This window comes from Altererythrobacter litoralis, from assembly GCF_036324225.1.
In the GTDB taxonomy this organism is placed as follows: domain Bacteria; phylum Pseudomonadota; class Alphaproteobacteria; order Sphingomonadales; family Sphingomonadaceae; genus Erythrobacter; species Erythrobacter litoralis_A.
The window spans coordinates 1-12,500 of the sequence record NZ_JAZDQV010000003.1 but is presented as its reverse complement, the minus strand read 5'-3'; the positions used below and the strand labels follow the sequence as shown (position 1 = coordinate 12,500).

Annotated in this window: 11 protein-coding genes, 1 tRNA gene and 2 rRNA genes (1 of these 14 running past the window's edge); 9 read left to right on the top strand and 5 right to left on the bottom strand. The window is 61.4% G+C overall.

The genetic code is table 11. The features are described from left to right. From VRS74_RS03680 to VRS74_RS03670, 3 genes are all read left to right on the top strand, one after another. Positions 1-1,784, top strand: a 23S ribosomal RNA gene (locus VRS74_RS03680); it begins 1,006 nt to the left of the window's first position. Positions 1,785-1,912: 128 nt separating this feature from the next. Continuing rightward, positions 1,913-2,027: ribosomal RNA gene (gene rrf, locus VRS74_RS03675) — 5S ribosomal RNA — on the top strand. Between the two features lie 104 nt (positions 2,028-2,131). Continuing rightward, positions 2,132-2,208 (top strand) — tRNA-Met (locus VRS74_RS03670). 429 nt (positions 2,209-2,637) lie between these two features. Here VRS74_RS03670 and VRS74_RS03665 read toward each other — a convergent pair. Then, complete coding sequence (locus tag VRS74_RS03665; RefSeq protein WP_354143896.1) at positions 2,638-2,940, bottom strand: hypothetical protein; 303 nt, start codon at positions 2,938-2,940, stop codon at positions 2,638-2,640. A gap of 190 nt (positions 2,941-3,130) precedes the next feature. Here VRS74_RS03665 and VRS74_RS03660 point away from each other — a divergent pair, with 190 nt between their 5' ends. Next, positions 3,131-3,685 carry a (2Fe-2S)-binding protein gene (locus tag VRS74_RS03660; protein WP_354143895.1) on the top strand — a complete coding sequence of 185 codons (555 nt, stop codon included), beginning with the start codon at positions 3,131-3,133 and terminating at the stop codon, positions 3,683-3,685. Positions 3,686-3,689: 4 nt separating this feature from the next. Here the strand turns inward: VRS74_RS03660 and VRS74_RS03655 are convergent, their stop codons facing one another. Beyond that, complete coding sequence (locus tag VRS74_RS03655; RefSeq protein WP_354143894.1) at positions 3,690-5,813, bottom strand: TonB-dependent receptor; 2,124 nt, start codon at positions 5,811-5,813, stop codon at positions 3,690-3,692. A 167-nt stretch (positions 5,814-5,980) separates the two neighbouring features. Here VRS74_RS03655 and arsC point away from each other — a divergent pair, with 167 nt between their 5' ends. After that, a complete protein-coding gene (gene arsC, locus VRS74_RS03650; protein ID WP_354143893.1) occupies positions 5,981-6,322 on the top strand; it encodes an arsenate reductase (glutaredoxin) in 342 nt (113 codons plus the stop codon). A 9-nt stretch (positions 6,323-6,331) separates the two neighbouring features. Here arsC and VRS74_RS03645 read toward each other — a convergent pair whose 3' ends face one another. Continuing rightward, a complete protein-coding gene (locus VRS74_RS03645; RefSeq protein WP_354143892.1) occupies positions 6,332-7,717 on the bottom strand; it encodes an MFS transporter in 1,386 nt (461 codons plus the stop codon). A gap of 100 nt (positions 7,718-7,817) precedes the next feature. On the opposite strand from VRS74_RS03645, the gene VRS74_RS03640 reads away from it, so the two are divergent. Beyond that, positions 7,818-8,456 carry a class I SAM-dependent methyltransferase gene (locus tag VRS74_RS03640; RefSeq protein ID WP_354143891.1) on the top strand — a complete coding sequence of 213 codons (639 nt, stop codon included), beginning with the start codon at positions 7,818-7,820 and terminating at the stop codon, positions 8,454-8,456. 30 nt (positions 8,457-8,486) lie between these two features. Here the strand turns inward: VRS74_RS03640 and VRS74_RS03635 are convergent, their stop codons facing one another. After that, positions 8,487-9,281, bottom strand: a complete 795-nt coding sequence (locus VRS74_RS03635; RefSeq protein ID WP_354143890.1) for a glycerophosphoryl diester phosphodiesterase membrane domain-containing protein — start codon at positions 9,279-9,281, stop codon at positions 8,487-8,489. Positions 9,282-9,360: 79 nt separating this feature from the next. Between VRS74_RS03635 and lipB the strand changes: the two genes are divergently transcribed. After that, positions 9,361-10,041, top strand: coding sequence for a lipoyl(octanoyl) transferase LipB (gene lipB, locus VRS74_RS03630; RefSeq protein WP_354143889.1), 681 nt, complete (start codon positions 9,361-9,363; stop codon positions 10,039-10,041). Continuing rightward, positions 10,029-10,319, top strand: coding sequence for a hypothetical protein (locus VRS74_RS03625; RefSeq protein ID WP_354143888.1), 291 nt, complete (start codon positions 10,029-10,031; stop codon positions 10,317-10,319). Before lipB ends, VRS74_RS03625 begins: the two co-directional genes overlap by 13 nt. 21 nt (positions 10,320-10,340) lie before the next feature. Here VRS74_RS03625 and VRS74_RS03620 read toward each other — a convergent pair whose 3' ends face one another. Next, on the bottom strand, positions 10,341-11,447 hold the full coding sequence (locus VRS74_RS03620; RefSeq protein WP_354143887.1) for an alkene reductase: 1,107 nt from the start codon (positions 11,445-11,447) through the stop codon (positions 10,341-10,343). 86 nt (positions 11,448-11,533) lie between these two features. Between VRS74_RS03620 and VRS74_RS03615 the strand changes: the two genes are divergently transcribed. Next, positions 11,534-12,427: a DMT family transporter gene (locus tag VRS74_RS03615; protein ID WP_354143886.1), complete on the top strand. Its 894-nt coding sequence runs from the start codon at positions 11,534-11,536 to the stop codon at positions 12,425-12,427. Positions 12,428-12,500 lie beyond the last annotated feature (73 nt).

Below are 12,500 nucleotides of genomic sequence, written 5' to 3'. Positions count from 1 at the left end.
AACAGCCCTAACCTACAGCTAAGGTCCCCAAGTCATCACTAAGTGGGAAAGCATGTGGGAATCCCAAAACAACCAGGAGGTTGGCTTAGAAGCAGCCATCCTTTAAAGAAAGCGTAACAGCTCACTGGTCTAAATAAGGGTTCCTGCGGCGAAGATGTATCGGGGCTAAAGTGATGCACCGAAGCTTAGGGTTCAGTCTTATGACTGAGCGGTAGCGGAGCGTTCCGTAGGTGGTTGAAGCCGAAGGGTAACCGACGGTGGACATATCGGAAGTGCGAATGCTGACATGAGTAGCGACAAAGAGGGTGAGATGCCCTCTCGCCGAAAGACCAAGGGTTCCTGCGCAACGCTAATCGGCGCAGGGTGAGCCGGCCCCTAAGACGAGCCCGAAGGGGGTAGTCGATGGGAACCACGTTAATATTCGTGGGCCTGGAGATGTGTGACGGATCGCGGAAGTTGTGTGTCCTTATTGGATTGGACATGCAGCCAAGTGGTTCCAGGAAATAGCCTCTCCGTATAGACCGTACCCGAAACCGACACAGGTGGTCAGGTAGAGTATACCAAGGCGCTTGAGAGAAGTATCCTGAAGGAACTCGGCAAATTGCCTCCGTACCTTCGGAAGAAGGAGGCCCCATCTTAAGGCAACTTTTGGTGGGGGGCACAGGCCAGGGGGTAGCGACTGTTTAGCAAAAACACAGGACTCTGCTAAGTCGGCTTCAAGACGACGTATAGGGTCTGACGCCTGCCCGGTGCTGGAAGGTTAAGAGGAGGAGTGCAAGCTCCGAATTGAAGCCCCAGTAAACGGCGGCCGTAACTATAACGGTCCTAAGGTAGCGAAATTCCTTGTCGGGTAAGTTCCGACCTGCACGAATGGCGTAACGACTTCCCCACTGTCTCCAGGATATGCTCAGCGAAATTGAATTCTCCGTGAAGATGCGGAGTACCCGCGGTTAGACGGAAAGACCCCGTGCACCTTTACTGCAGCTTCAGAGTGGCATTAGGAAAGAGTTGTGTAGCATAGGTGGGAGGCTTTGAAGCGACGGCGCCAGCTGTCTTGGAGCCATAGGTGAAATACCACCCTGCTGTTTTCTGATGTCTAACTAACTACCGTTATCCGGTAGTAGGACCCTCTGTGGCGGGTAGTTTGACTGGGGCGGTCGCCTCCTAAAGAGTAACGGAGGCGCGCGATGGTAGGCTCAGGCCGGTTGGAAACCGGCTGTTAGAGTGCAATGGCATAAGCCTGCCTGACTGCGAGACTGACGAGTCGAGCAGAGACGAAAGTCGGTCATAGTGATCCGGTGGTCCCTCGTGGAAGGGCCATCGCTCAACGGATAAAAGGTACGCCGGGGATAACAGGCTGATGATTCCCAAGAGCTCATATCGACGGAATCGTTTGGCACCTCGATGTCGGCTCATCACATCCTGGGGCTGGAGCAGGTCCCAAGGGTTTGGCTGTTCGCCAATTAAAGTGGTACGTGAGCTGGGTTCAGAACGTCGCGAGACAGTTTGGTCCCTATCTGCCGTGGGCGTCGATACTTGAAAGGAGTTGCCCCTAGTACGAGAGGACCGGGGTGAACATGCCTCTGGTGTACCTGTCATCCTGCCAAGGGTGCCGCAGGGTAGCTATGCATGGACGGGATAACCGCTGAAAGCATCTAAGCGGGAAGCCTCCCTTAAGATAAGGTATCTTCGAACCGTCGTAGACCACGACGTTGATAGGCTGGGTGTGGAAGCGCAGTAATGCGTGGAGCTAACCAGTCCTAATAGTTCTGATCGCGCTTGATGAATCCCGCCATCAATGACAGCCCTGCAACGCAGGTTGGCATTGTGAGGAGGAACCTCAGTGCCAGATACGCCCAGAACACCCTTGAAAAAGGGGCATCGATTAAACCCGCATCCGCCTGCTTCATTGCTTGGTGGCCATAGCGCCTGTGACCCACCCGATCCCATCTCGAACTCGGCCGTGAAACCAGGTAGCGCCGATGGTACTAACGCTTAAGCGTTGGAAGAGTAGGTCGTCGCCAGGCATTGTAGCCGGCGGGTGCGCGGAAAAACCCATTCACAAGTCGAAGGGCTGACCCAAGAAGGGCGGCCCTTTTGGCGTCTCTACAGACGTCGATCTTAACGGTGCCGCGGGGTGGAGCAGTCCGGTAGCTCGTCAGGCTCATAACCTGAAGGTCGTTGGTTCAAATCCAACCCCCGCAACCATTACAGACATACCAACGCCGCCTTCCCTCCCGGAGGCGGCGTTTGTCGTTTTGGCACCCTGTGCCATGGCGCACAGGAGTCTTCCGCAGGGCCGCATTGGTCGGCCCGCGCCGTGGCAGATCGGTGACTTGCCGACCCGCGCTAGATCCCTTTTGGAGAGTCGGTAATGTGTCGTCTCAACCTGTGCCTTCAAGATACGAAGGCCTGGTGATCTGATTGGCTGGGCATGATCTCGCGGCTACGAGCGCAACGGAGCACTTCGGACTACGCCGTCCGCCTGTAGCTATTACCATGCGAGTGAAGGCGTACGGTTGCCGCTAAATTACTGACCGGCATACGAAAAGGGGCCGCAATGGATGCGACCCCTCCGAGCTTTACAATGATGTGCGGTCATGACCCGGCCTGCGCCCAACGCAGGCCGCGACAGGACTAGGCGCTGCGGACCTTTGCGAGGAAGTCATGCACCTGCTTGCGAAGGGTCGAAGCCTGTTCCTCGAGGTCGGTCGCAGACGATAGCACCTGAGACGCGGCCGCGCCGGTAGACAACGAAAGTTCGCGCACATCCTCGATATGGCTTGAAACTGCATCGATGGCACGTGCGGCCATGTCGATGCTCCGCGCCAGATCCTGGCCTGCAACCGACTGCTGGTCGACTGCCGATGCGATCGAAACGGCGGTGGCTTCGAGCAATTCGCGGGTTTCTTCAATGAAATCCGCCAGCAAGTCGTCCATCACTTCAGCCCTCGGCTCCGGCCCAATCACCGAACTCTATGAGGGAAGATGGTTAACGAAGCGTCACCGGCCCATGTGCTGCAGGGCAAGCGGGTGATGGCGATCTACGCCAGCAGCGCGGCTTGTGCGGCGCCGTGTCGCATGCGATAGGCGGCGCTCAGACCCTGTGCGCAAAGGAGCCCGCACGTTCATGCCGCGCATGACTGTCAACGACCGTCCGCTCGAATTCGACATGGACCCGCAGACCCCGCTGCTTTGGGCGCTGCGCGATGCGGCCAATCTTACCGGCACCAAATATGGCTGCGGCAATGGCGACTGCGGCGCTTGCATGGTGCTGGTCGATGGCGCTGCGCTGCGGTCCTGCCTTGTGACGATAGCCGAGGCCGAAGGGCGCTTCGTCACCACGATCGAAGGCTTGTCGCGCGATCGTTCGCATCCGGTCCAGCAGGCGCTGGTAGCGGAGCAGGCGATCCAGTGTGGCTTTTGCACCCCCGGCATCGCCATCGCCGCGGCTGCATTGCTGCGCAGTAATGCCAATCCCAGCGAGGCCGAGATCAAGGCGGCGATCCCCAATCTCTGCCGTTGTGGCGTTTATCCGCGGCTGGTGCGGGCGATCCAGCGTGCCGGACGTGTGGCGCAGCGGCTAGAAACGATAAGCGCCGCGCCGCCACCCGGAATCAGCACCGAAGATGCGGCGCGCGAAGTGCCGGCACTGCGTCCGGCACCCGCGCCAGAAGGCGAGTAGTCCCTTAGAGTTTCACCCGCACGCCAAGCCGTGCGCTTAGCGGCTTACCCGGCTGGATGTTGTTGTCTCCATGCGCGCTGGGGAAGTAACTGGCGTCGAACAGGTTTTCGACATTGACCTGCAGCGAAAGCCGCTCGTTCACCGCGTAATAGGCTGCGGCATCGACGCGGACATAGTCAGGCAAAGTCACCGCATTGCTGAAGCTAGTGAATTGCTCGTCCTGGTAGATCACGCCAAGGCCCAGGCCGAACTGCTCCGAGAAATCGTAGCGTGTCCAGGCGCTGAAATGGTGTTTTGGCAATTGCTGGAGCCGCAATCCTTCCGCGCCGAAGCTGCTCGTGCTGGTGATCTCGCCATCGAGATAGGTGTAGCCGATGTTGGCTTGCCATGCGGGAGTGATTTCGCCGACGAGGTTGAACTCGAGCCCACGGATGCGGCTTTCGCCGACCAGCGCGACAAGCGTTGGGTCCTGCGGATCGGGGCCCTTGGTGTTGGTCCGCTCGAGTTGGAACAGGGCGGCGGTCACGAACAGCTTGTCGCTGGGCACCCATTTCGCGCCGATTTCATAATTCGTGAATTTCTCGGGAGCGAAGGCTGAGTCGCCTGGCGAGAGGAGGAAGAACTGGTCGCCAGCCTGCGGCAGGAAGCTGGTGGCATAGCTGGCATAGAGTGACAGTCGCGGGTTGGGCTTCACCATCAGGCCAAAGCGCGGGCTGGCTTTCTCGTCCACCCGGTCGCCGCGATTGCCATTGAGCTGTTCGATCGTCTGGAGGTCGAACCGGTCCCAGCGCAGGCCGGCGATCAGCTGGAAATGTTCGCCGATGTCGATCTGGTCCTGGACATAGCCTGAAAGGACTTCGAGCTCGCTGTCGCGGTCACGCACCGGGCCGGTCAGACTGATCGCCGGGAAGGTGAAGATGTCGGTCAGCGCAGTGGTGAAGCGGCTGGTGGTGCCACCCGTGCCATTGGCAAACAGCACGTTGCTGCGGCCATTGTTCGAATCCTGCCAGCTGGCTTCAACCCCAGCCAGGATCATGTGCTGAATTGCGCCGGTGTCCAGCTCCCACACCAGGTTCGCTTGCGCGATCCAGTTCTGGCGGGTCTGGGTGTCGCGATAGCCAGAGAATTGCACGTCCGCCCCGCCATTGCGCAAGCCGTCGGGCACGACGTTCTGGTAGGCCTTGTCATAATCCGCAAATTGCAGCGTGGCGTTGGCGGTAAGATTGCCCGAGAATTCATGGTCGATCCGCGCGTGGGCAATGTGCACCTTGGAATCGGTGTCGTTGAAATCCGCATCGCCGAACAGCGTATCGCGGAAGCCGCGCAAAGGGCGGCTGCCGTCGGCAGGATTGCCGCGGTCAACCAACCGCCTGTCTTCATCGTGGGAATAGGTCGCAGTCAGGCGGGTCGCCTCGCCCAGGTCAACCGTGACGGTGGGCGAAATGCCGATGAAATGGCCGCTGTAGAAATCGCGGTTGCTGTCGAATTCCTCATAGGTGGCATTGAGGCGAGCTGCAGCGACGCCGGACAGCGTGGTGTTGACGTCACCCGAAAGCGAGAAGGCGCCGAAAGTGTCGACCGATGCGTCGACTTCGGCTTCGAACCCGTTGATGCGCGCGGTCTTGCTGACGCGGTTGACCACGCCGCCGCCGCCACCACGGCCGAAAATCAGGGCATTCGCGCCTTTGAGCACTTCGACCCGTTCGACATTGTAGAGCGAGCGATAATATTGCGCGTCGTCGCGCAGGCCATCAAGATAGAAGTCTGCGGTGGTTTCCTGGCCTCGGATGAAAATTTCGTCGCGGTGGCCTTCGCCGGTCTCGATGCTGATGCCGGGCACATAGCGCAGCGCGTCACCCAACTGGCGGATCGACTGGTCCTCAAGCTGGTCCTCGGTGATGAAAGTGATCGTCTGCGGAACGTCGATCACCGGGGTGGGTGTCTTGGTCCCGCTCGACCCGTCATCCTCGGCATAGCCTTCGCCCTGGCCGGTCACGATGATGCCATCTGGCAAATATTGCCGGTCCTGCTCGGCCGCATCGGCGCCTGCTGCGGCGAATGCGGGGCTTGCCTGGGCCACGAAGAATGCGGCGCCGGCGAGCAGCCGGCCTTTGCTGATGGATGTCATCCTTGGTCCTATGTTTCGACTCAATTGCTGCTGGATTGATCGCTATTGATAATTAGTCGCAAAAGCAACAGGCAAAGTGAACTTGCCGCAATTTTCTTGAATCGCTAGGGCGCGCAGGCATGAAATCGCCCGCTTGAAGAAGCCGGGCCGAACACGAGGATCTGCGCATGAAGGCAACAATCTGGCACAATCCCAATTGCGGCACGTCGCGAAAGACGCTGGCGATTCTTGAGGAAGCCGGAGTTGACCTGACCGTGGTCGAATATCTCAAGAACCCGCCGACTGCTGGCAAACTGGCGCAGCTCTATCGCGATGCCGGGATCACGCCGCAGAAGGGGTTGCGCCTGCGCGGGACCGACGCAGCCGAGCGAGGGCTGCCCGATGCCGACGATGAGACGGTACTGGCGGCGATGGCGGCCGAGCCGATCCTGATCGAACGCCCTCTGGTCGAAACCGAAAAGGGCGTGCGACTGTGCCGTCCGCAAGAGGTAGTGCGCGAAATTCTCTGACGAACGAGATCAGTGCCGGTTGATGATCAGGTCGGCATCATGGGTCAGTTTGCGCCACGCAAGTACATAGACTGCCGCGCAAAGCGTGCAGATCGCAGCAAAGCCAATCACGGGGTGGTGGCCATAGAGCCAGACCCCGATCGCAGGAGCGAAAATATAGGCAGCGCCGTTTACCGAGGCGACCATGCCACTAACCTGGCCTTGCTCGCGCCGGGTCACGGCCAGCGAGGCGCCGGAAGTGAAGCCGGGGCGATAGAGCCCGAAGCCGAGTGAGGCGATGGCAAAGCCCAAGGCGATCGAGTGAAGATCGTTGGAGACGGCGAAAGTGACGGTGCCGAGCGCAGCGAGCGCCATCCCCCACATGGTCGATCCGCGCGGCCCGAGCTTCAGCATCGGGATGAGGCCCCATTGCGCCAGCAGGGTTGCAATCGCGCCAGACATCAAGACAAGCCCGATCGGCCCGGCACCTGCGCCTGGGTCGCCGCGCAGCCCAAGCCGGTCAAGGATGAAGAAGCCGATGATACCGAGGGTCGCAGCCTGCGCATGGCCGCCCAGAAGCCCCGAGATCAGCCAAGGACGAAGCCTTTCGTCCTTCCACTTCAGGTGCGGAATGTCGTCAGGCTCGTGTAGCACGGAGCCGCCTGCATCGGCGGGCGTGTCGTCGCTTTCGTCCTCTCCGGTTAGCGAGGAATTGGAGCTGGCGCTAAAGGGAGCCGTAACCACCACGCCGCGTGCGGCATAGCTTGGCGCATCGTTGGGCAGGCGCAGCCGGACTGCAACCAGCACAAGCGCTGCGATCATTGCAAAGGCGAAGAATGGGCCGATAAGCCCGGTCCTCGGGAAAACAAGCAGCGGCGCGAGCGCCGGGCCAATGACTGTCCCGAGCCCGAAGCTCGACGCGATCAAAGCAAGTGCCTGTGTGCGCTCGGCGCGCGGTGTGCGGCTGGCGACATAGGCCTGTACCGCAGGCGGCGCGGCCGAGCCGAAGCCGCCGTAGAGGCTTCGCGCAGCGGCGAAGAATATCAACGTCGCGCTCGCCGAAATGAAGCCCGCAAGGCCGAACCACAGCACCATGCCGCACAGCGCCATTGAGGAAATGAAGCCGAGCAGGCCGACCGCCATCATCGACTTGCGACCGCGCCGGTCGGACCGGCGCGCCCAAAGCGGTGCGCAGATAACCCACAGCAGGGCGGACCATGTGTAGGCGAGGCTGATCCAAACGTCGGCGACGCCCAGCGCGGTGCCGATCGACGGCATGACCGATTGCATTGCGGTGTTACCCGCTGCCGTCACCAGCATCACCGAGAACAACAGCACCATCCGCTCGCGCGAAATGCGCGCCGGGGCCTTGGCTGGCGAGGCAGTGGTGGTGGTCGCAGGATCGAAGTCAGCCATGGTTCGACAAGCGCTACGCCAGCGGCGTCAAGCTTGCAATGCGCGGCCGCATCTGCGAGGTCGCGCGCTAGACGGCTGCGAGCGAGAGTGCGGAAGCTATATGAATTCCAAAGGAGTTGCCATCGACCTGCGGCGGCGGCTGCGTGACCGGCTGGCGCTCTATGCAGGGCAATGGGCCGTATTCTTCCGGGGATTTGTAGAGCATCCGCGCATGGTCGGCTCGATTATCCCGTCCTCGCGCTTCACCGTGCAGCGCATGCTGGAACCGGTTGACTGGCGCGATTGCCGCCTGTTTGTGGAATATGGTCCGGGCATTGGAACATTCTGCCGCCCGGTGCTTGAGCGGTTGAGCGGGGATGCCACGCTTATCGTGATCGACACCAATCCGCTTTATATCGATTATTTGCAGCGCACGATCCGCGACAAGCGTTTCCACGCAGTGCTGGGTTCGGCAGCCGATGTCGAACAGATCATCCGCGAGCGTGGCTTCGAGCAGGCAGACTACATCCTGTCGGGCCTGCCGTTCTCGACCTTGCCGGCAGGCGTTGCCCCGGCGATCGGGGGCGCCACCCATCGCGCCTTGCGTCCGGGCGGCGGTTTCCTGGTCTACCAGTTCACCGCCGCATGTCTTGACTACATGCGCCCGCATTTTCCGCGCATCGACAGCGGATTTGAATGGCTAAATATCCTCCCCTGCAAGCTGTTCTGGGCATGGAAAGCGGAGGCGGGCGAGGACTGAGCTCGGCAGCCTTCGCTCGGCGCGGAGCACTTATTCGATAATCTCGGCGCGTTGCTCTGGGCGGTCACCGGCAAGCTGGTGATGCACTCCGGCGAGCACTGCGAAGAAAATCACAACGAACCCGGCGCTGATCGCGCTGCTGACCACCGCATTGCCGATCTTCTCGACTTCTCCGCCCATGGCTGCGAAAACGACGCCGAATATCATCGAGACCAGCGCGAAGATGACGACGGTTGCGATGAACAGGAGCATGAAAAACAGGAACAGTCGTAGGCTGTTGCCCTTGGTCAACTTCCACGAGCGCGCCAGTGCGCCGAGCGGATTGAGGATCCGGTCGATTGCGATCGCAGGCATGATCAATGAGAATTTGATCGCGAGATAGACTACGATTGGCATCACAAGGAAAATGGCCAGCGGGCTGGTCACCAGAGCGAGGCCAACCGGGATCGCGATCGCGAATGCCACCAGCAAGTTGGTCACGAAGTATGATGGGAAGGAAACAACGCCTGCCTTGATTGCTTCGCCCACAGTTGGCCTTGCGCGATCGGTCAACAGCGTCAACAGCGCCAACGTACCGATCGCTTGCGCCACACCCGAAAGCAGGATTGCCCACCAGTAATCTGCATAAAGGCTCATCACGGCCGCCATCATCGCTTCGCTATCGCCCGATTCAGCCATCGGCATCGCAGCCGCCTGCGGCATGATCAGCGAGATAGCAAAGGATGGCAGGAAGAAGAAAACCCCAGCGACTACAAGCACGACATCGCGGTTGCGCCCGATCAGTGAGGTGGCCGTGTTCCATGCCGCGCCCATATCCAGCTTCATGACTGCTTCTCCCCGGTCGATGCGCGAAAATCGCGCTCCCCCCTTGATAAGCGAGGCGAATGTCCCCACGCAATCGGCGATGGATCCGCAAACCACAGAAGCGATCGAATGGCGCCACGAAAAGCGGCAAGTTCCCTATCGTGAGGCGCTGGCCGAAATGGAGCGTCGCAACGCTGCGATCGCCGCGGGCGAGGCGCGCGAGCTGGTGTGGCTGCTTGAGCATCCGCCGGTCTACACAGCAGGAACCAGCGCAGCTGCCGACGAGCTGCTCGATCCGCGCTTCGAAGTGGTCGAGGCAGGGCGGGGCGGGCGCTACACCTATCACGGTCCAGGCCAGCGGGTGGGCTATGTGCTGCTCGACCTGACGAAGCGCGGCAAGGATGTGCGGTGCTTCGTCCACGGTCTCGAACAATGGGTCATTGCGACGCTCGCTACCTTCGGAGTGGAAGGCTGGGCGGTCGATGGCCGCGTCGGCATATGGACACGAGATATCGACGGGAGAGAAGCCAAGATCGGCGCGATCGGCGTACGCGTGCGCCGCTGGGTCACGATGCACGGATTCTCGGTCAATCTCGATCCGGACCTGTCCCACTTCACTGGCATCGTGCCGTGCGGGATTGAAGAGTTCGGTGTCACGAGCCTCAAGCGGTTGGGGCTCGACATTTCGCAAAAGGAGTGGGACGAGGCGCTGATTGCCAAGGCCCACGGTTTCCTCGAACATCTGGCCAGAGCAAGCGGGAGACATTCATGCGAGGCCTGAGAATTGCCATCCTGCCAGCCACGCTCGCTTTGGCCGGTTGCGGCGGGCAGACGCCCGAACGGGGCGACGATGCGCGCGAAGCCGAAGGCGAAGTGCTGGGCGGTTCGATCAGCGACGAGATGCTGCCGCTCGACCAGCTCCGCTCGCAATCGCCCGTTCTGCGCGCAGCGCGCGCCGAGCAGGAAGGCGAAGCCGGTGAAGAAGGCGAAACGACCGATGTAGACGGCGAAGCTGCGGCCGAACCGGCCCCGGCAGGCGAGGAACCGCCCGCCGGATAGCCGGCTCTGCCGCGAGAGCGATCAGGCCGCGGCCTGCTCTTCCGCCAGTGTCGGGTAATCCACGTAGCCCGCTTCCCCGGGGAAGTACCAGCTCTTGGGCACATCCTTGTTGGGGTTCCAGTGCGCGCCCACGCGAATGCGTTCGGCGAGGTCCGGGTTCGAGATGTAGGGCCGCCCGAAGCTCACCGCATCGCACTTGCCTGAGCTTACGTCCGTATCGGCCTCCGCAGCGGTGTAATCGCTATTGAGCACCAGCGGGCCCAAATAGATCTCGCGGATCATCGGGCTTTGCTTGGGGACGTCGGTCTGACCGAAAGTGCCTTCCGGGCCGGGCTCGCGCAGTTCGACGAAGGCGAGGCCAAGATCTTCGCACACCTTCGCCGCAGCAGCGAATGTCACCGACGGGTTGCTGTCGTCGCAGCCCTGAGATTCGCCGTTTGGCGACAGGCGAATGCCGACGCGGTCAGCGCCCCAGACGTCGACCAGCGCTTCAAGCACTTCGCGCATGAAGCGGGTGCGGTTTTCGGGTGAACCGCCATATTCATCGTCGCGGAAATTGGTGCCGTCGCGCAGGAACTGGTCGACGAGGTACCCGTTCGCGCCGTGGAGTTGCACCCCGTCGAACCCGGCAAGTTTGGCGTTTGCGGCAGCGCGACGATAGTCGCCCACAGTACGCTTGATGTCCTCAAGCGTCATCGCGCGGGCGGGCTGGTAGTCCTGACGCCCGACAGGGGTGTGCGCATGGCCGGGCGCGCAAGTTGCGCTGGCCGAGAAAGGCGGTTCGCCGTCGAGGAAATAGGGGTGGACGATGCGGCCCATGTGCCACAGCTGCATCACGATCAGCCCGCCTTCTTCGTGGACGGCCTCGGTCGAAGCTTTCCATGCTTCGGCCTGCTCTTCGCTCCAGATACCCGGGGCGGAGGGCCAACCCAGCCCTTCGCGGCTGATTCCGGTCGCTTCGCTGATGATCAGCCCCGCTCCGGCTCGCTGGCGGTAATATGTTGCCATCAATTCATTGGGGACGAACATCGGTTCTGCCGCGCGACCGCGCGTGAGCGGTGCCATGAAGATCCGGTTCTTCGCTTCAAGTGCGCCCATCTTGAGCGGCTGGAAGAGAGCGTCGTGCAAGGGAATTGTCCTTTCCTGTCCGAACTATTCGGCTTCGCACTTGGGGATTTCAGGGCTACGGCGCAACCATGGAAAAAGAGGGGGGCATGGAAGAAACTCTTGCCCAGCCGCGCGGCTGGTTGCTGCTGCTCACCCTTCTGGCTGGCAATGTCGCTTTGGCGCTTGGTCCATGGGCAGTGCGGCTGGCTGACAGCGGCCCGGTGAGCGCGGCGTTCTGGCGCCTGTTCCTGGCGCTGCCTGTGCTGGTCGTTCTGGCGCGCAGCACGGGCCAGTCGCTGACCGGTATCCCGCGCCGCACACTCTTCTTCGTCGCGATCGGCTCAATTGCTTTCGCGCTCGACCTCGCCAGCTGGCACATTGGGATCGGAATGACCCGGCTCGGCAATGCCACGCTGTTCGGCAATGCGGGTTCGATCGTGCTGCTGTTCTGGGGGTTCATCATCGCGCGCCACTTGCCGCGCGGAATGGAATGGCTCGCAATCCTGTTCGCACTGGGCGGCGCGGCTATCCTCATGGGGCGCAGCCTAGAGATTTCCGCCGCGACGCTGGTGGGTGACCTGTTCTGCCTCGCGGCGGGCCTCTCCTACGCGATTTACCTGCTTACACTGCAAGGTGCGCGACGGGGGATCGGCGCGTGGAGCCTGCTGGTGTGGGTTAGCATCTTCGCCTGCCCCGTGCTGCTGGTGCTCGCGCTGGCGCTGGGGGAGCCGGTGTTACCGGGCAGCCAGGGCGGCGGCTGGGGTCCGCTGATCGCGCTCTCAGCGCTCAGCCAGCTGGTGGGGCAAGGCCTGCTGGTGTTCGCCTTGCGCCATTTCACTCCACTCGTGATCGGGCTCGCATTGCTAACCCAGCCGGCGGTCGCGGCGCTCTATGGCTACGGCGTGTTCGGCGAAGTGCTGACGCCGCTCGACATCGTCGGAATGATGTTGCTCGGGGGGGCGCTGGTGCTGGCCCGCGGAAACAGGCCTGCAACCAGCTAGGCTCAGGACTCATTGCGGCAGCCAGAAGATGACGGTTGCGGCGATGCAGATGGCGGACATGAACGTGTGGGCG

Bases quoted from the DNA above. Each gene is read 5' to 3' on its own strand.
- VRS74_RS03665 (WP_354143896.1), bottom strand. From the start codon at position 2,940: ATGGACGACTTGCTGGCGGATTTCATTGAAGAAACCCGCGAATTGCTC.
- VRS74_RS03640 (WP_354143891.1), top strand. From the start codon at position 7,818: ATGAATTCCAAAGGAGTTGCCATCGACCTGCGGCGGCGGCTGCGTGAC.
- VRS74_RS03660 (WP_354143895.1), top strand. From the start codon at position 3,131: ATGCCGCGCATGACTGTCAACGACCGTCCGCTCGAATTCGACATGGAC.
- VRS74_RS03625 (WP_354143888.1), top strand. From the start codon at position 10,029: ATGCGAGGCCTGAGAATTGCCATCCTGCCAGCCACGCTCGCTTTGGCC.
- VRS74_RS03615 (WP_354143886.1), top strand. From the start codon at position 11,534: ATGGAAGAAACTCTTGCCCAGCCGCGCGGCTGGTTGCTGCTGCTCACC.
- VRS74_RS03635 (WP_354143890.1), bottom strand. From the start codon at position 9,281: ATGAAGCTGGATATGGGCGCGGCATGGAACACGGCCACCTCACTGATC.
- VRS74_RS03655 (WP_354143894.1), bottom strand. From the start codon at position 5,813: ATGACATCCATCAGCAAAGGCCGGCTGCTCGCCGGCGCCGCATTCTTC.
- arsC (WP_354143893.1), top strand. From the start codon at position 5,981: ATGAAGGCAACAATCTGGCACAATCCCAATTGCGGCACGTCGCGAAAG.
- lipB (WP_354143889.1), top strand. From the start codon at position 9,361: ATGGATCCGCAAACCACAGAAGCGATCGAATGGCGCCACGAAAAGCGG.
- VRS74_RS03645 (WP_354143892.1), bottom strand. From the start codon at position 7,717: ATGGCTGACTTCGATCCTGCGACCACCACCACTGCCTCGCCAGCCAAG.